The 16,061-nt window shown below is 59.1% G+C and carries 16 protein-coding genes and 1 pseudogene; 9 read left to right on the top strand and 8 right to left on the bottom strand.

From position 1 onward, the window contains the following. Positions 1-110: 110 nt before the first annotated feature. Positions 111-578, top strand: coding sequence for an Lrp/AsnC family transcriptional regulator (locus PSEUDOMOFG3G_RS13170; RefSeq protein ID WP_139050544.1), 468 nt, complete (start codon positions 111-113; stop codon positions 576-578). Positions 579-859: 281 nt separating this feature from the next. Beyond that, positions 860-1,615 carry an SDR family NAD(P)-dependent oxidoreductase gene (locus tag PSEUDOMOFG3G_RS13165; RefSeq protein ID WP_139050218.1) on the top strand — a complete coding sequence of 252 codons (756 nt, stop codon included), beginning with the start codon at positions 860-862 and terminating at the stop codon, positions 1,613-1,615. Between the two features lie 66 nt (positions 1,616-1,681). On the opposite strand, the gene gcvA is transcribed toward PSEUDOMOFG3G_RS13165, so the two are convergent. Next, positions 1,682-2,593, bottom strand: a complete 912-nt coding sequence (gene gcvA / locus PSEUDOMOFG3G_RS13160; protein WP_139050217.1) for a transcriptional regulator GcvA — start codon at positions 2,591-2,593, stop codon at positions 1,682-1,684. 304 nt (positions 2,594-2,897) lie between these two features. Between gcvA and PSEUDOMOFG3G_RS13155 the strand changes: the two genes are divergently transcribed. From PSEUDOMOFG3G_RS13155 to PSEUDOMOFG3G_RS13135, 5 genes are all read left to right on the top strand, one after another. Then, complete coding sequence (locus PSEUDOMOFG3G_RS13155; protein WP_139050216.1) at positions 2,898-3,671, top strand: SDR family NAD(P)-dependent oxidoreductase; 774 nt, start codon at positions 2,898-2,900, stop codon at positions 3,669-3,671. 79 nt (positions 3,672-3,750) lie between these two features. Continuing rightward, positions 3,751-4,032, top strand: coding sequence for a hypothetical protein (locus tag PSEUDOMOFG3G_RS13150; RefSeq protein ID WP_139050215.1), 282 nt, complete (start codon positions 3,751-3,753; stop codon positions 4,030-4,032). A gap of 62 nt (positions 4,033-4,094) precedes the next feature. Further along, positions 4,095-4,436: a carboxymuconolactone decarboxylase family protein gene (locus PSEUDOMOFG3G_RS13145; protein ID WP_218939015.1), complete on the top strand. Its 342-nt coding sequence runs from the start codon at positions 4,095-4,097 to the stop codon at positions 4,434-4,436. 53 nt (positions 4,437-4,489) lie between these two features. Continuing rightward, positions 4,490-5,158, top strand: a complete 669-nt coding sequence (locus PSEUDOMOFG3G_RS13140; RefSeq protein ID WP_139050213.1) for a cupin domain-containing protein — start codon at positions 4,490-4,492, stop codon at positions 5,156-5,158. Between the two features lies 1 nt (position 5,159). Continuing rightward, positions 5,160-6,287: an FAD-dependent oxidoreductase gene (locus PSEUDOMOFG3G_RS13135; protein ID WP_139050212.1), complete on the top strand. Its 1,128-nt coding sequence runs from the start codon at positions 5,160-5,162 to the stop codon at positions 6,285-6,287. 60 nt (positions 6,288-6,347) lie between these two features. Here the strand turns inward: PSEUDOMOFG3G_RS13135 and PSEUDOMOFG3G_RS28395 are convergent, their stop codons facing one another. From PSEUDOMOFG3G_RS28395 to PSEUDOMOFG3G_RS13115, 5 genes and pseudogenes are all read right to left on the bottom strand, one after another. Further along, positions 6,348-7,166: a methyl-accepting chemotaxis protein gene (locus PSEUDOMOFG3G_RS28395; RefSeq protein ID WP_373685083.1), complete on the bottom strand. Its 819-nt coding sequence runs from the start codon at positions 7,164-7,166 to the stop codon at positions 6,348-6,350. Positions 7,167-7,202: 36 nt separating this feature from the next. Then, a pseudogene (locus tag PSEUDOMOFG3G_RS28390) lies at positions 7,203-8,168 on the bottom strand (cache domain-containing protein); the annotation flags it as partial. Positions 8,169-8,253: 85 nt separating this feature from the next. Beyond that, a complete protein-coding gene (locus PSEUDOMOFG3G_RS13125; RefSeq protein ID WP_139050210.1) occupies positions 8,254-9,681 on the bottom strand; it encodes a Na+/H+ antiporter NhaC family protein in 1,428 nt (475 codons plus the stop codon). Positions 9,682-9,770: 89 nt separating this feature from the next. Then, positions 9,771-11,003 carry an MFS transporter gene (locus PSEUDOMOFG3G_RS13120; protein WP_139050209.1) on the bottom strand — a complete coding sequence of 411 codons (1,233 nt, stop codon included), beginning with the start codon at positions 11,001-11,003 and terminating at the stop codon, positions 9,771-9,773. Between the two features lie 103 nt (positions 11,004-11,106). Next, entirely contained in the window at positions 11,107-12,429 is a 1,323-nt protein-coding gene (locus PSEUDOMOFG3G_RS13115; RefSeq protein ID WP_139050208.1) for a tetratricopeptide repeat protein, read from the bottom strand. A gap of 276 nt (positions 12,430-12,705) precedes the next feature. Here PSEUDOMOFG3G_RS13115 and PSEUDOMOFG3G_RS13110 point away from each other — a divergent pair, with 276 nt between their 5' ends. Beyond that, positions 12,706-13,506: a helix-turn-helix domain-containing protein gene (locus PSEUDOMOFG3G_RS13110; RefSeq protein WP_139050207.1), complete on the top strand. Its 801-nt coding sequence runs from the start codon at positions 12,706-12,708 to the stop codon at positions 13,504-13,506. A gap of 108 nt (positions 13,507-13,614) precedes the next feature. Further along, entirely contained in the window at positions 13,615-14,808 is a 1,194-nt protein-coding gene (locus PSEUDOMOFG3G_RS13105; protein WP_139050206.1) for an MFS transporter, read from the top strand. Positions 14,809-14,849: 41 nt separating this feature from the next. Here the strand turns inward: PSEUDOMOFG3G_RS13105 and PSEUDOMOFG3G_RS13100 are convergent, their stop codons facing one another. Continuing rightward, the gene (locus PSEUDOMOFG3G_RS13100) at positions 14,850-15,200 is read right to left on the bottom strand and encodes a DsrE/DsrF/TusD sulfur relay family protein (RefSeq protein ID WP_139050205.1); all 351 of its coding nucleotides are present in this window, start codon (positions 15,198-15,200) and stop codon (positions 14,850-14,852) included. Between the two features lie 81 nt (positions 15,201-15,281). Further along, entirely contained in the window at positions 15,282-16,058 is a 777-nt protein-coding gene (locus tag PSEUDOMOFG3G_RS13095; RefSeq protein WP_139050204.1) for an amino acid ABC transporter ATP-binding protein, read from the bottom strand. Positions 16,059-16,061: the final 3 nt, after the last annotated feature.

The following is a 16,061-nucleotide window of genomic DNA, read 5'->3' as shown; positions in this document are numbered from 1 at the left end:
TGAAGGAATTTTATTCGCTCGACCCGTACGAAAAACTTGATTTTCAGCTTGAACATGAAATTTCATTGCGTATTCATCCGACTTTTCTTCATTTGCTTACGGGGCTCCCAATGAACCTGGATCACTTCGACTTGGCATTACTGAGCGCCGTCCAACGGGATGCGAGCACCTCACAGCTCGACCTAGGGGAGAGGGTCAATCTCTCCTCGGCTGCGGTGAACAGGCGTCTGAAGAAAATGTCGGCCGAGGGGGTCATTCAGGGGACCGTTGCCAGGGTGAATGCAGAACTGTTGGGCTACACGCTTACGGTGATCACGGAGGTGGAAGTCGAAAATGAGCGACTGGACTTGCTCGATGAAATGAAGAAAGCCTTCCTCGATTGCCCCCAGGTCCAGCAGTGCTACTACGTCGCCGGAGAGTGTGACTTTGTACTGATCATGCTGGTAAAAAACATGGAGCAATACACTCAGCTCACCCGCCAGTTGTTCTTCGAGAACAACAATGTGAAGCGCTTCAAAACCCTGGTATCCATGAGCAATGTCAAAACCGGCCTGTTCGTACCGACACCCACCGACTGACTCCCTCTGAATCAAAAAGCGCAACATCCGCAGCTCTCACACCGCCTCTGAAACAGGGCTCGCTGATGCGCGCCCTCCCCTCATTTGAATGCTCCGTGCATGACATGTTTGCAGGCCTGATGGCGCCCGTTGACACTCTGGTCATTCCCGGCTAGCTTGCATGCATCACTGCACACATACAAACGTACAGCAACTCTGTTATGCCTGCCTGCAAAGAACAACAAAGCACCAACTGGAACCTGAAAGGTTGCATCTGTGTCCCCTAACCCCAGGAGTCAACGATGAACAGATTTGAGAACAAAGTGGCGATCGTGACCGGTGGCGCCGGCGGTATCGGCTCGGCAATCGCCGCACGGCTCGCGAGCGAAGGCGCGACGGTGGTTATCAGCGACGTCAACCTAGAGGCGGCACAGGCAGTCGCCGACACCATTCAGAACGATGGCGGCAAGGCGCTGGCGATCGCCGCGGATATTGCCAGCGGCTCGGCCTGCCACGGGTTGGTGGCAAAGGTCGTGGATGAGCTGGGACGTATAGATATCCTGGTCAACAACGCCGGGATCAACCGTCGCGGCAACCTACTGGCGTTGAGCGAGGACGATTGGCACAGCAGTTTCGCGGTCAATCTGGACTCGATGTTTCATCTGTGCCGCGCAGTTCTGCCGATCATGATCGAGGCAGGTGCCGGTGCAATCGTTAATACCGCTTCGCAGTGGGGCCTGTACCCAGCGCCCGGGCATATCGCCTACAACGTTACCAAGGCAGCGGTCGCATCGTTCACCCAGAACCTGGCAAGGGACTATGCGCCACAGAACATCCGGGTTAACGCTGTATGCCCGGGCGAAATCCACACACCGATGCTCGAAGCCGGCGTGCGTCGCTCGGGCAGAACCATCGCCGATCTGGATCAAATGGTACCGTTCGGACGTATCGGCAAACCCCAGGAAGTGGCAGCGCTGGTGGCGTTCCTGGCCTCGGACGAGGCGGCTTTCATGTGCGGATCACTGGTGGAGATTACCGGGGCTCAAGCAGTGGCCTGAATGAATGGGCCTGTCGCGGAGCCAGTCAGGCACTGCGACAGGCCCGTAAGCCCGGCAAGTGTTCGCCTAACGCCCGGCGACCTCGAATAACCAATCGCGAAATGCCTTGAGCCTCGGCAGGCTCGCACAGCCTGGGCGGTAAACGACGTAGTAAGCCAGGGCCGATTCGAACGTTATCTGCGGGAACAACCTGACCAGTCGACCGGCCGCCACATCATCACGAGCCATTACACTACGGGCCAAAGCGACGCCCTGCCCATCGATCGCCGCCTGCAGAACGGCCGCGGAGTTATTGATCTTCATTCCGCGCGAAGTGAGAACGCCACTGATTCCCGAGTTCTGGACCCATGCTGCCCATGTTGGGAAGTCGGTATGGCTATCCATGGACAGGTCATGGATGAGGGTTTCCCTGGCAAGATCGTCCGGCGTGCGCAGCCTCGCAGCGTCGAGCAACAGACTGGGTGAGCAGACCGGGTAGACCTCCTCTTCCATCAACTTTTCCGCCACCAGCCCCGGCCAGCTTCCTGGCCCGTAGCGCACGCCGATATCGATCCTTTGGGCAACGAAATCAACCGCCCGCAGGTTGGTGTCCAGTCGTACATCCATGTCGGGCCAGGCGGCATGAAAGCTCTCGATACGGGGCAACAGCCACTTGGCAGCGAACGCAGGGCTGACCGTTACCGTCAACACGCCGGCGCTCGAACCTTCCTTCAACCGTTCCAGGCCTAATGTGAGTCTGTCAAAGCCGGCTCGAATATCAGGCAATGCAAGTTCGGCCGCTTCGGTTGCGACTAGCCTCGATCGGCCAGTAGAGGCGCGGTGAAAGAGCGGCGTGCCCAGCCAGTCCTCCAGAGAGCGCACCAGTTGGCCCACGGCGGCGGGCGTGACATTGAGCTCGGAAGCGGCCGCGGAAAAGCTTTGATGGCGAGCACTGGCTTCAAAGGCGCGTAAGGCATTGAGATGAATGGGGGTCTTCATGACGATAAACTTTTTCTTTCTCGGACTGACATTTTATATGGTTTGTCGCTGCGTTCGCACGCAGCGAATAATCGACTCCAAGGTAGAAACAGCGTCATGTGGAGATCCACGAATCAGTGTCTAGCCCCAATGAAAAAGTTTGTCTTGCGACTCGGAACAGCCCGGATTTTCCACTACCTCTGACACTACTGGATACAGGCGCTGCACAGCGTTTGACTGGCCACCCACCGGCAAGCGCTTAGCGTCCTGTCACACTTTTACATCAACCATTGTCTGCTAATCATAAGCTGCAAAGAGGTCCGATATGAGCAATCAATTCAAAGGAAAAAAACTGCTGGTCGTCGGTGGCACCAGTGGAATGGGCCTGGAAGCTGCACGCATGGTACTCGCCGAAGGCGGCAGCGCAGTCATTGTCGGCAGCCGACCTGAAAAGACTGAAGAGGCCCGTAAAGAACTCTCCAGCCTGGGTCCGGTGACCGCGCTGATCGCCGATCTGACCAGCGAAGACGGCCTGGCCAAACTGATCAGCACCCTCGATGAACAGCACCCGGACATCGACCTGTTGGTCAACGCCGCCGGCGTCTTCTTCCCCAAACCGTTTCTGGAACACCAGGGTGCCGATTATGACCAGTACATGAAGCTGAACAAGGCCTTCTTCTTCATCACTCAGAAGGTCGCGGCGAACATGGTTGCCAAAAACCGTCCTGGCTCCATCGTCAACATCGGTTCAATGTGGGCCAGGCAGGCTATCGCTGCAACACCCTCCTCGGCCTACTCCATGGCCAAGGCCGGCCTGCACTCGCTAACTCAGCATCTGGCCATGGAACTGGCGTCACAGCAGATCCGCGTCAACGCCGTTTCGCCCGCTGTTGTACAGACGCCGATCTACGAAGGTTTCATCCCGAAAGCCGAAGTGCATGGCGCTTTGCAAGGCTTCAACAGTTTCCACCCAATCGGCCGTGTTGGCACCCCTCAGGAAGTGGCCGAAGTCGTTGCCTTCCTACTGTCCGACAAAGCCAGCTGGGTCACCGGCGCGATCTGGGATGTAGACGGCGGCGTGATGGCCGGCCGCAACTGATACACGGCACTCGCACGTCATTGCATCCACATCCGATGCCCGGTTGGATGATTCACCTGACTAACCTGGAGAAACGCAAATGGTTTATCTGCAAATCACACTCAAGATCGCCGTAGCCAATCGCGCCGCTGCAGCAGACGTCTACGTGAAGTACAAGGCTGCGTTCCTGGACACCATCGCGGGTGCGAAATCCAAAGCCCTCCTGGTGCGCGACGAAGACGTCCAGGTGCTGCACGGTTTCGACAGCACCCAGAATGCTAACGCCTACCTGCAAAGCGAGCTCTTCACCGCCGACGTGGTCAGCGGTCTGAAACCCTTACTGGACGCTGCGCCTGAAGTGCGCATCTACCAGGTCGCCTAACCACCCTAGTGCCGAGCGCCATCACGGATCTCGGCCACCTGCCTGCAAGGTAAATACCCATGATGAAAGACTGGAACGCCTATCGTACAGACTTGCTGGAGCGCATCGGTGATGTCGCCAGGCAAAGCCCGGATATCGTCCGCGGCCTGAACACCATCGATGGCGCTGCCACAAAAACCGGACACTTGGAGCCGAAGATTCACGAGTTGATCGCTCTGGCTGTCGCGGTGACCACGCGCTGCGACGGTTGCATCACTGTGCACACGAAAAAGGCGGTTGAGTGCGGTGCCACCAGGGAGGAGATCACCGAAGCGCTGGGCGTTGCCATCGCCCTGAACGCAGGCGCCGCACTCGTCTACTCGGCCCGTGTTCTCGATGCACACGCTCAACTTCCCGACGCTTGAGTATCAGAGGGGGGCGACAACGGCCCCCTTCACCGACTTCTGGAGTGACGCACATGTTTGTCAATGCAGACTTTTCCCGGCGCGCCATCGTTACACCTGACGACTACCAATGGGTGCCTTCACCGCAAAGTGGCGTCAAACGCGTCATGCTGGATCGGCTCGGCGGCGAGAAAGCCCGCGCGACCAGCATTGTGCGCTATGCCCCTGAATCCGATTTTCCGGAGCATCCCCACCCTGGGGGCGAAGAAATCTTCGTTCTGTCCGGGACGTTCTCCGAAAGTGATCAGCACTACCCTGCCGGATCGTATCTACGTAACCCGCCCGGGTCCGTTCACCAGCCCTCCAGCCAGGAAGGCGCAACAATCTTCGTCAAGCTGTGGCAAATGAAACCCGACGAAAAAGAGCGGGTACATATCGATACTCGAGACCCGTCAAACTGGCAGCAGTGCGGCCGCCGCGACATTTGCCCGCTGTTCTACAGCGGCACCGAGCACGTGACCCTGCAACGTCTGCAACCGGGTGAGTCACTGTTTGCCACTGAGGTTACCAGTGCAGAATGGTTGTTGGTTTGCGGACAGCTGGAAACCACGGATCGGTCATTCGAGCCCGGCACCTGGATGCGCCTGCCCCAAGGTTGCTATCTCGACATCACCGCCGGCAGCCAAGGCGCCGTGGTTTATCTCAAGACCGGACACCTGCCTGAAAAGCCCGAGGAGGCATGACATGCAAAAAGCGCGAATCGCGATCATCGGGGCTGGCTTGAGTGGCCTGTTTGCTGCTTATGTGTTGCAAAAAAAGGGCATCACGGACTACGTCATCCTCGAGGCCCGGGACGTTCCAGGCGGACGCATCGTATCCGTTCCTCTTTTCCCCGAAAGCCCGAAAATGAGCGCCGGGCAGCCTGGTACCGCAGACCGCTTCGACCTTGGCCCCTCGTGGTTCTGGCCCGGCTATCAACGGCAACTGGATCAACTCGTTGACGAATTGGGATTGCATCGATTCGCGCAGCACGAGACCGGCGAAACGGTGCTCGAACGCTCACATGACACGCCTGCGGTTCGCGTGCGCGGCTATGTAAATTCGCCGCCCTCAATGCGTCTGGTGGGCGGCATGGGCGCACTCATCGACGCCCTGTCTGACCAGCTGGATTCCAAACGAGTCCTCACTGGGCAGGTCGTGCGCAATGTGCGTCGCACAGCGCACCGCGTAGAAGTCGATAGCACGGATTCCGCAGACCAGCTCACGACTTGGAGCGTCGAGCAAGTGTTCCTGGCCATGCCACCGCGCCTGGCACAGGCCACCATCGATTTTTCGCCGGCCTTGCCGCCGGAGCTCTCGCTGAGCTGGCAAGCGACCGCCACCTGGATGGCGCCCCATGCCAAGTACTTCGCCATCTTCGATAGACCTTTCTGGCGCGAGCAAGGGTTGTCTGGCGAGGGGCGCAGTGGCGTCGGTCCTTTGGTGGAAATCCATGACGCCTCGATTCCACTAGGCAGCGCCGCACTGTTCGGCTTCATCGGTGTTCCTGCGACGCTTCGCAAAACGCTGCCTGACAGCGATCTGCGAGCACTTTGCCGTGCTCAGTTAGTCCGGATGTTTGGTTCGCAGGCTGGCACTGCGAAAGCCGAGTTCTTAAAGGACTGGGCAGCCGAACCATTCACCGCCATTGCCGCGGACCTGATGGGCGCGAGTCAGCATGCAGTGGCGCCTGCGGCCACGGCAGACAGCGGGCCGTGGCGTGGCTGTCTGGTCGGCATCGGCAGTGAATGGTCGCTGCAGTTTCCCGGGTATGTCGCAGGCGCGATCGATGCCGTCAGTCGAGGGATACAGATATTGAGCATGCCTGCATAGGCGTCACAGCGCCAACTGCCCGGCTCCAAGGCTGCTGCTTTCCTTCTTCGTTGAGCGAAATCAGACTTGAAACTTGCCTAGCAACAGCGTGAGGTCGGACACCTGCCGCTGCAATTCAGCACAGGCTTGCACAGTGGTGCGCATCTGCTCTGCACCCGACTGGTTGAGCAGGTCAATATCGCTAATGTCCTGGTTGATTGTCTCCACCACCGCACTCTGTTCCTCGGTGGCCGCTGCAACTGATTGGTTCATCCCATCCATCTGCTCGATACCATCGGTAACCCCGGTCAGCCGATGGCCTGCCTGGCGGGCGATTTCGACGCTCTGGCCACTCTGTCGCTGGCTCTCCTGCATGGTATCCACCACCACCGCGGATTCTGCCTGAAGCTCTTCGATCAGCTGCTGAACCTCAATTGCCGATTGCTGAGTTCGGTGGGCCAGGTTACGCACTTCATCGGCAACAACCGCAAAGCCCCGGCCCGCCTCCCCTGCCCTTGCTGCCTCGATAGCGGCATTGAGGGCAAGCAGGTTTGTCTGCTGGGAGATGCTGCTGATTACCTCGAGTATCTGGCCGATATCCTCGGTCTTGCCGTTGAGCTGGCTGATGTGTGAGCTGGAGGTGTGTATCAGTGAAGAGAGTTGCGTCATCGCGTCGATATTGCGTTCAACCACGTTACGCCCCTCATGTGCCTCTATCAGTGCGGTACTGGCACGATGCGAGGCCATCGCGGCATTGCCCGCGATCTCTAGCGCTGCAGCGCCTAGCTGATTGATCGCTGCGGCTACACTGCCCGTGCGACTCGCCTGGACCTGTGTGTTGTCGAGGGTGATCGTGGTCGATGCAATCACCTGACTGGCGACTTGGTCGACCTGCCCCATCGCCCGGTTCACTTCACGAATGGAGTCGTGAATGCGCTCGACGAATCGGTTGAACGCCATGGCCAGCAGTCCAAGCTCATCTTTGCTTTTCACAGGCAGACGTCGGGTCAGATCGCCCTGGCCCTGAGCGATGTCTTCCATTGCGTGTTTCATCGCATGCAATGGGCGTAATAACAGACGAATCAGCATCCCCATCAAGATCAGCAAACCGCTGACGGTGACCGTGGTTGCCGTCAGTGCTGACCATCTGAAGTCTTCCAGAACAGCGAACACCCTGTTCTTGTCCAGTGAGATGCCCAGGTACCAGTTCACGCCCGGCAAACCCTGTACTGGCATGAACGTGACAATCCGCTCACCTTCCTGACTCTGCACCTGGCTGAGCTTTCCTTCCTCAAGCGTGGGCATGCCGGCGGCGAAGAGTTTCTGCGCTGGCTGCATCATGAATTGGCGATCCGGATGAACCAAAACCTTGCCATCGCCACTGACCAGAAATGCATACCCCATCCCATCGAAGTTGAGGGCATCGATCAGCTTCACCAGCCCCTGCAATTCGAGATCAGCGCCCACCACGCCAACGCCGGCAACAGGCGTGGCGATGGTCATGGTCAGTTGGTTGGTGTTGGCGTCCAGATAAGGTTCAGTCAGTTGGCTGCCAGTTGCCTGTCGCGCCTGCTTAAACCACGGGCGGGAACGCGGGTCGTAATCTTTCGGCATCGGCGTATCAGGAAACACATGGAAGCTGCCCTGGTCAGTACCGAGATACACGAAGGCCAGGGCTTCTTTGAAAGTCTGCTGTCGTAGCCACTGCTCGCGCCCCTTTTCATCGGCATGGGCCAATACCTCGGCCAGACTCTCCAGCAGCAGGCGTCTACCGCCCAACCAGTTGCGGATGTTATCCGCCGTGACTTGCGCGATGCCGCGCAAATTGCGTTGCAGGTCCCTGCTGATCGCATTGCTTTGCTGATAATCGTTGTACAGGGCGAACAGCCCGAAGGCTGACACTACCAGCAATGAAGCCGCCAACAGGATCTTGTGGCTGAATCCGAGTCGCTTGATCACGTCAAGTCCACCTTATGTCCAGTTCCGTCTACAGATTCTTGGTCAGGCCGAGGATCACGAAACCCGCGAGTGCAATACCTGCTGCCGTCAAGCAATAGGGAAGTTGGGTCTTGATGTGATCCATGAGGTTGTTGCCAGTTGCAGTCGCCGTGACGATCCCGGTGTCGCTGATCGGCGAGGTGGTATCACCGAATATGGCGCCCGAGATAGCGGCACCGATCACCAGGTAGGGATCGGCTCCCGACGACACGGCCAACTGGATACCGATGGGAATCATGATCGAGAAGGTGCCCCACGAAGTACCCGTGGATAGGGAAATCAGCGCAGCCACCAGAAATACGAACGCGGCCACGAGGCTCACCGGCATCAGTACACTGAAATGCTGTGCCAGGAACTGGCCGATCTGTAGTTGGCTGGATAGGTCACCGATCAGGAATGCCAGGGTGAGCACGACCACCAGCGGCAGCATGGCCTGGTAGCCTTCGACCAGACGGTTGAAATACGTCTCGATGTTCATGACCCGCTTGATCAGCACGTAATGCACAAAGCCGACGCACTGCCCAAAGAGCACGGCCCAGAGAATGGCGGTCGAGGCTGATCCGTTGCCCATCTCGCCGTTACCTGTGATGTACAGCCCGATCGGCACAAACAGGAAAATCGACAGCAGCGGCACCAGCAGATTGGAAACACTGGCGCCCGAAATTTGCTCCTGCTCGCCCAAGGCCGCTAGCGGCGCGGCGCCTTCTCTGAGTTCCGCGCCCGCTGCCGCTCGCTGTTTGGCACGGCGCATGGCCGGAAAGGCAAAACGGGTGAAGATGCTCACCAGCACCATGGCAATGCTGGCCCAGGCGAACAGGTTGTAGGCGATGGCGTGAGCAAGGATATTGAACGGGTTGCCCTGGATACTGCCGTTTTCTACCTGGACGGCGATAATGCCCAGCATCATTGCGCCCCAGCCGTTGAAGATGACAGATGACCACGCGCTAATACCGACGTTCTTTACCACGTAGGCTACCTGCTCCCGAGCTACGCCATAGCGGCGTACGAGTTCAGAAGTAGCCGCGCCCGAGGTGAGCATCGCCAGATAACTGTCGATGAATACCACTGCAGCCAATGCACCGGCCAGCAACTGAATACTGATCGGCCCCTTGACGATACGCAGGCGTCCGGAGATCAGGTTGACCAACCCCTGCATGCCGCCGGTGAGCCTGGCCAGGTGAATCACGCCGCTGATCATCACAGTGAAGATCAGTGTCCGCACGACGCCGTCGGACTTGAACACGTCGACCACGCCTTGCACGGCACTTTGCAGTCCATGACCGATGTGGAAGTTTGAAAGGACCATGAACCCCGCTACACAGCCCACCACCAATGACAAAATCACCTGACGGGTAAAAATCGCCAGGCATATCGTTACCGCCGGGGACAATAGCGCCCAGACACCTACTTCGTACATAGCAAAGACCTCGAGTTTTGTTTTTATTCGAAAAGTGCTGTTGCAGCGATCGATCGATCGCTTGTGCGCCTGGTTATCCGGCGCAAATGTCAGGTATCGGCACTCCGGTATGAAAGGAGATATCCGGCAAGACCGAGTACTGGTCCGGGGACGAGCAGCCATAGCGCGTCGATACCGACGCGTTCGAACAGCCAGGTGGTGCCAGCAATCGACACCACCGTGATTGCGAAACCGATGCTGTTCTGTATGGCCAGCGCGCTGCCCACTGCATCACGCGGACAGGCCTTGGCCGCCAGAGCGGAAAACTGTGGAGAATCGGCAACAACCGACGCCCCCCAAACAGCCAATAAAAGAAGCAGCGCCCATGCCGGCAATGCGCTAGCGACCAGCACGAAGAGCAATCCACAAAGACCGGACAAGCCCAGCGAGCCGAGTGCCACCCGCGCACTACCCATACGCTGGGAAAGCAGACCACCAATCAGCGAGCCCAGGGCACCGATGGCCATCACGCCGAATGACAGCCCGGCGACACCCGCAGCGGGGTACGCCGAGGCCAGGGAGGTGCGGCTTACGATCAACGGGACAACTGTCCAGAACGCATAGAGCTCCCACATGTGGCCGAAATAGCCGAGTGCAGCAGCACGAAAACGGTGGATCCTGAAGGCCTCGAGGATGCCTCCGCCTCGTTTGGTTGGAGCGCCAGCCGCCCCGCTGCGTGCGTGTGGCCCATCACCGAGTACTCCGATCAGCATGGCACCCGCCAGCGCAAGAACCGAAGACGCAGTGATGATGACCTGCCAGGGTAAATTGGCACCCACGAGCCTGAGGCCGTGGGGCAAGGCGGTGCCCAGGGTCAACATCGCTACCAACTGCGCCAGCGCCAGCCCCGTGCGCTCAGGCGCCCAGCCGACAATCAACTTCATACCCATGGGATAGATCCCCGCGAGCGTGACGCCGACGCAAAAGCGCAGCACGGCACCGCTGAACAGCCCGTCAGCCAGCCAGGCGAAACCTAGATTGAACAGACCGCCTGCGATCGAGCTATAGACAAACAGCGTACTGGCCTGAAAGCGATCAGCTGCACCACTGAGCGACAGGCTCAAGGTCCCCAGGATGAAACCCAACTGCACGGCATTGGTCAGCCAGCCGATATCGGCGGCGGAGGCATGCCAGGTGCTCATCAACGAGTCGGCGGCGCCATTCGCGCTGAACCACAGCGAGGTGCCGAACAATTGGGCGATGGCAATGATCGCCACTGGGCCTATCAGACACAGAAGCAAACCACGTAAACCTGCCGGACGGGCAGTCAGGGCAAGACGCATGTCAGGTATCCCCTTCCAGGCATTGCGCGAAGGTGCAGACGAGCCGGCCGACCTGTCGCCAGGTCAGCCAGTCTCGAAAGGCACCGAAGGATTTAGCTGAATATCAGCCTACGGCGAGGCCGGTCAGCCAGCGACTGTCGCGCGGCGAAGGACGACGGTGCAGTCTGCGATCGAGCAACGCCCTGGCCTTTTCCGCTTCGCCTGCGCGCATCAGCGAGACCAGCAAAGTGTCCTGGACGATTTCACGCTGGGCACCGCTACCGCCGATGCGTACCACTTCGTGAGCGACAGGTTCGAGAATCCGCACACAATCCGCATAGTTGCCATTGGCAAAGGCTTGCAATGCGTGGCAAACCGCAGGAACAACGGCCCCCGCGCGCAGAGTGCCATCACTGACCAGGGTGCTCAGCACGTTCGCACGCTGCTCGAGTGCGAGCTGGTCGCCGGTAGCGGCAGCCAGCATGGCCATGTGGACGTCCGCGAAGGGGAAACCCGGCTGCTGGAAGTAGTCGGCAGCGTAACGCGCGGCCTCGTCCCACAATCCTGCCGGCACTTCATGACCGTAAGCCTGCATACGCCACAGGAAGGAAGCACTGTCGCTGACCACGTTGATTGGTACGCCTGTGGAAACCGATGGTGCGACCTGCTGGGCGTAGGTGCTCAGTGCTGTTTCGAGATCACCACGCTCCAGTGCCACCAGCGCGCCGTGCCAGGCGATGTGGCCGTGCAAGGTTCCGCTGCGGTCGTAGCCCGGCAACCAGTCCTTGATGATTTCAGCCGCCTCGTCGTTTGCGCCAGCCTCATAAAGCACATGCGCCACCGCATGGACCGCATTGACGTTATTGCGTCGCAGCTCCAGCGAGCGCTGAGTCATTGCCCGGCCGAGCGCCACGTTGCCGTTCTCGCCGTGGGCCCAGCCACGGTAATTGAGGAACCACCAATCATCCTCGGGGAAGTGACGGGCGTGCCGTTCGCACAACTCGACACGCGCTTGGTCGTGGTCGGCCATACCGGAAAACGCGAACAGACCGAACGCCCCCAGCGGCATCGACAGGATCACGATATCCAGTGGCCAGCGATCGGTATGCTCCAGCGCGCCAGCTAGCGCCTTGGCCGGCTGCCCGTTGATCGCCAAGGACAACACTTGCACGTGGCTGCGCTCGCGTTCGGTGCCATTGATCTGCACGAGCTCCATGGCCTTGGCGATCTTGGCCTTGGCCTGCGTCACTTCGGCACGTACGGCATGGAAGCGGGCACGCGCAGCGAGTGGCAGAGCAAAATCCGGGTCGGCGGCTATCGCTTCATCGAGGGTTTGCGCGACACCCGGCCAGAGCGAGAGCAGCAGATCCACGCCCGTCCGGTAGCGCTCGGCGGCAACTTCGGAAGAGGTCGACAGGGGTAGGCTGTAACGGTCAAGACAGGCCATGTTGCGGGCAACTCCTATATTGTTCTAAGCAGAAATAGTACGAGGTGACCGCTTGATAAAGATGCCCAGTGCGCGGTCGGGTGGGTCACCTCGTACTCACATTAGAACCCAATCAGTCTTGGCCAGCTCTCGACTATCAGTCATATGATGTAGAGCACAAGACATCTGCCTGAACAACATGAATAAACCGGCGACACGCATGAAATCGGCTCCGGTTGCTGTGCCTGATGTTTTGTCATCATGCTCTTCACAACCACTATTAGCTCGGATCATCAGATGAACTGGGACATCATCGAAGCGCCTCACGACATAGCTTCGCCGCAACCATTGAAAGTCCGTGCCCAGTCCATTCCGGCTCGGCACAGCTTTCCCGAACATGCCCATGAATGGCACCAGATGGTCTACGCGATTTCCGGAGTCCTGACGGTCAACACTGAAGCAGGTTCTTTCGTCATCTCGCCAGAACAAGCGGCCTGGCTCCCCACCGGACTGAGTCACAAGGTCGGTTCGATGTACGGCGCCGAATTTCGCAGTCTGTGGATCAGCGACCGGATCCCCTCGGGTTTGCCAGCGGATCAACCGACGTTGTTCGGTGTTTCACCCCTGCTCAAGGCACTGATCATCGAAGCGACGCGTATCGAAGATGAACAGGAAGAAGCCGGTTACGCGGGCCGCATCACCCAGTTGATTCTGGACCAACTGCGTCGTGCCACGCCCATTTCTACCGCTTTACCCTGGCCGCGAAGCCAAGGCCTGATGAGATTGTGCGAAACGCTGTACGCCGACCCGGCGGATACGACAGAGATGGAGACCTGGGCGAAAACGCTGGGCATGTCGGAGCGTACGCTGGCGCGCCGTTTCCTGAACGAAACCGGATTTAGCCTGCGTACCTGGCGCAGGCGCCTGAGATTGTTCCGCGCGATTGAACTCCTGGGGAGTGGGCTGGATGTCACCCGCACAGCGCTGGAACTGGGCTACGGTTCGACCTCGGCGTTCATTTATGCATTCCGCCAAGAACTGGGCAGTACCCCGCAAGCCTATATACGCGGTGATACAGCGAGCGACCCGAGCAACTGAACAGAAACAAGTTTTTCTTTACCGACCACAAAGCATTCCTGCGTTGCAGCCATCTCTTGAGGGGCAAAGAATGGAGGCAGTGCGCGCTTCAGAACCTGCGGAACCCAAATGCATATTTTCAAAATCGATTCGAACGTGGCGCGCCTGGCAATCGCCCAGGCGCTGGCCGGTGCCAATTCGACGGTGGTCTACGCCACCGGGGCCATCATCGGTAACATGCTTGCCCCCCGCCCTTCCCTGGCGACCTTGCCCATCTCGGTGTTCGTCATTGGCATGGCGCTGGCGACTCTGCCGATCGGCTACGTCGGGCGTCGCTTCGGGCGCCGGGTCGCGTTCCTCATCGGCAATGCCTGCGGCGTGATCGTCGGTTTGCTTGCCGCCTATGCGCTCTGGACGGCTTCATTTGGCCTGTTCTGCATCGCCATGCTGTTTGGAGGTGCCTATGCCGCTGTCGTGCTGACCTTCCGCTTTGCCGCCGCCGAATGCGTTGACGAGCAAAGCCGCGCCAGGGCGCTGTCCATGGTGCTGGCCGGAGGTGTGGCCGCCGGTGTATTGGGGCCGCAACTGGTAAACGCGACCATGGACGTTTCACCCCACACCTTTGCCATCACCTATATCGCCGCCGCTGGATTTGCGCTGCTTTCGGCGTGGGTTCTGCTGGGCGTGCGCTTCATCCGGCCAGCACCGACGTCCGTGTCGCTGCAAACGCGCCCGGTGGGCGCGGTGATTCGTCAGCCGCGCTTCATCGTCGCGATGCTGTGCGGTGTGGTCAGCTACATGATGATGAATTTCATAATGACGTCTGCACCGCTGGCCATGGACCTGTGCGGCATCACCAGGGTGAACTCAAATTTCGGTATAGAAATGCACGTGATCGCCATGTATGCACCGAGCTTCTTCACGGGGCGACTGATCAATCGATTCGGCGCTCCCTTCATCATCCAGTGTGGACTGGTCCTGATCGGTGCTGCCGCGTTGGCGGGCATGGCCGGCATGAGCATCGGCCATTTTTGGCTGGCGCTGGTACTGCTCGGCATCGGCTGGAACTTCGGCTTCCTCGGTGCTTCCGCTCTGGTACTGACCTGTCACGCCCGCGAAGACGGTCCACGGGTCCAGGCCATCAATGACTTCGTGGTGTTCGGCACCATGGTGGTCGGCTCCTTCCTGTCCGGCGGCTTGCTCGACATCTTTGGCTGGTCGACTGTGTCCGGAATGATTTTGCCGCCGGTCCTGATTGCCATGGGCGGCTTGTTTTGGCTGCAAAGCCGGCAACGCAACTTGGCCTGTGAGCCTAGGGCCTGATGCTCGATGACAAACGCTCGTCCCGGTCGCCCGGGACGAACTCAGAAAATCAACACCTTGTCGGCCTGCATAGTCCAGTCAGCCAGCTCTCCCGGTGCGGCACGCCGTATCCCGTCAACCAGCTCCACGTCCTTCATGCCTCGCGCATCCATGCCGTCCCCACACAGCGCCACTTCGCCCTTGCGCAGGATCTTTGTCAGTACCAGTTCGAGGTTGTAGTGCCCGGTTGGTACCTTCTGCCCGGCCCTCGCACAACCCACTGCATCCGACTGAAGAAATACGCGGACCTGCGCCTGTTTCTGTGCCGACAACGAACCGGCCAGCCGCAACGCATTGAAGGTTCGCTCAGACCCGTAGCAGCCATCGTTGATGATGAATAGAAATGCGCCCACAACGACTCCTCATACGTCATAAAAAAAGAGGAGAGGGTCTGGCCCATCTCCTCAAAGGTTGCCGCAAGAGATTCAGGATTCTCAGTGACGCAGAATCTGACTCAGGAACGCCTTCGAGCGCTCGGACTGCGGATTGCTGAAGAACGCAGCCGGTTCGTTCTGCTCGACGATCTGTCCCTGGTCCATGAAGATCACCCGGTTCGCCACTGCCTGGGCAAAGCCCATTTCATGGGTGACGCAGAGCATGGTCATGCCCTCCTCGGCCAGCTGGATCATGGTGTCGAGCACTTCCTTGATCATTTCCGGGTCCAGCGCCGAGGTCGGCTCGTCGAACAGCATGACCCGCGGGTTCATGCACAGCGCCCGGGCGATGGCCACGCGTTGCTGCTGGCCGCCGGAAAGCTGACCGGGAAACTTGTGTGCATGCTCGGGGATCCTGACCTTGGTCAGGTAATGCATGGCCATTTCCTCAGCCTGCCGGCGTGGTACCTGACGTACCCAGATCGGCGCCAGGGTGCAGTTCTCCAGGATGGTCAGGTGCGGAAACAGATTGAAGTGCTGGAACACCATGCCGACTTCCTGACGGACTTCATCGATCTTGCGCAGATCGCTGGTCAGTTCGGTGCCATCGACGACGATACGGCCTTGCTGGAATTCCTCCAGCCGGTTGATGCAACGAATCATCGTCGATTTCCCCGACCCCGAAGGACCGCAGATGACAATCCGCTCTCCCCGGGTAACGGTCAGGTTGATATCGCGCAACGCGTGGTAATTGCCATACCACTTGTTGACGCCGGTGATCTGGATCGCGACTTCCTGGACAGGTGCCGGGGAGACATTTGAATGCTCGCGGTTCATTGT

Source organism: Pseudomonas sp. FG-3G, assembly GCF_901007645.1.
Lineage (GTDB): Bacteria > Pseudomonadota > Gammaproteobacteria > Pseudomonadales > Pseudomonadaceae > Aquipseudomonas > Aquipseudomonas rhizophila.
The sequence above is the reverse complement of the archived record's forward strand: the minus strand, read 5'-3'. Positions and strand labels throughout refer to the sequence as shown.

Bases quoted from the DNA above. Each gene is read 5' to 3' on its own strand.
- PSEUDOMOFG3G_RS13170 (WP_139050544.1), top strand. From the start codon at position 111: ATGAACCTGGATCACTTCGACTTGGCATTACTGAGCGCCGTCCAACGG.
- PSEUDOMOFG3G_RS13165 (WP_139050218.1), top strand. From the start codon at position 860: ATGAACAGATTTGAGAACAAAGTGGCGATCGTGACCGGTGGCGCCGGC.
- gcvA (WP_139050217.1), bottom strand. From the start codon at position 2,593: ATGAAGACCCCCATTCATCTCAATGCCTTACGCGCCTTTGAAGCCAGT.
- PSEUDOMOFG3G_RS13155 (WP_139050216.1), top strand. From the start codon at position 2,898: ATGAGCAATCAATTCAAAGGAAAAAAACTGCTGGTCGTCGGTGGCACC.
- PSEUDOMOFG3G_RS13150 (WP_139050215.1), top strand. From the start codon at position 3,751: ATGGTTTATCTGCAAATCACACTCAAGATCGCCGTAGCCAATCGCGCC.
- PSEUDOMOFG3G_RS13145 (WP_218939015.1), top strand. From the start codon at position 4,095: ATGAAAGACTGGAACGCCTATCGTACAGACTTGCTGGAGCGCATCGGT.
- PSEUDOMOFG3G_RS13140 (WP_139050213.1), top strand. From the start codon at position 4,490: ATGTTTGTCAATGCAGACTTTTCCCGGCGCGCCATCGTTACACCTGAC.
- PSEUDOMOFG3G_RS13135 (WP_139050212.1), top strand. From the start codon at position 5,160: ATGCAAAAAGCGCGAATCGCGATCATCGGGGCTGGCTTGAGTGGCCTG.
- PSEUDOMOFG3G_RS28395 (WP_373685083.1), bottom strand. From the start codon at position 7,166: ATGGGGCAGGTCGACCAAGTCGCCAGTCAGGTGATTGCATCGACCACG.
- PSEUDOMOFG3G_RS13125 (WP_139050210.1), bottom strand. From the start codon at position 9,681: ATGTACGAAGTAGGTGTCTGGGCGCTATTGTCCCCGGCGGTAACGATA.
- PSEUDOMOFG3G_RS13120 (WP_139050209.1), bottom strand. From the start codon at position 11,003: ATGCGTCTTGCCCTGACTGCCCGTCCGGCAGGTTTACGTGGTTTGCTT.
- PSEUDOMOFG3G_RS13115 (WP_139050208.1), bottom strand. From the start codon at position 12,429: ATGGCCTGTCTTGACCGTTACAGCCTACCCCTGTCGACCTCTTCCGAA.
- PSEUDOMOFG3G_RS13110 (WP_139050207.1), top strand. From the start codon at position 12,706: ATGAACTGGGACATCATCGAAGCGCCTCACGACATAGCTTCGCCGCAA.
- PSEUDOMOFG3G_RS13105 (WP_139050206.1), top strand. From the start codon at position 13,615: ATGCATATTTTCAAAATCGATTCGAACGTGGCGCGCCTGGCAATCGCC.
- PSEUDOMOFG3G_RS13095 (WP_139050204.1), bottom strand. From the start codon at position 16,058: ATGAACCGCGAGCATTCAAATGTCTCCCCGGCACCTGTCCAGGAAGTC.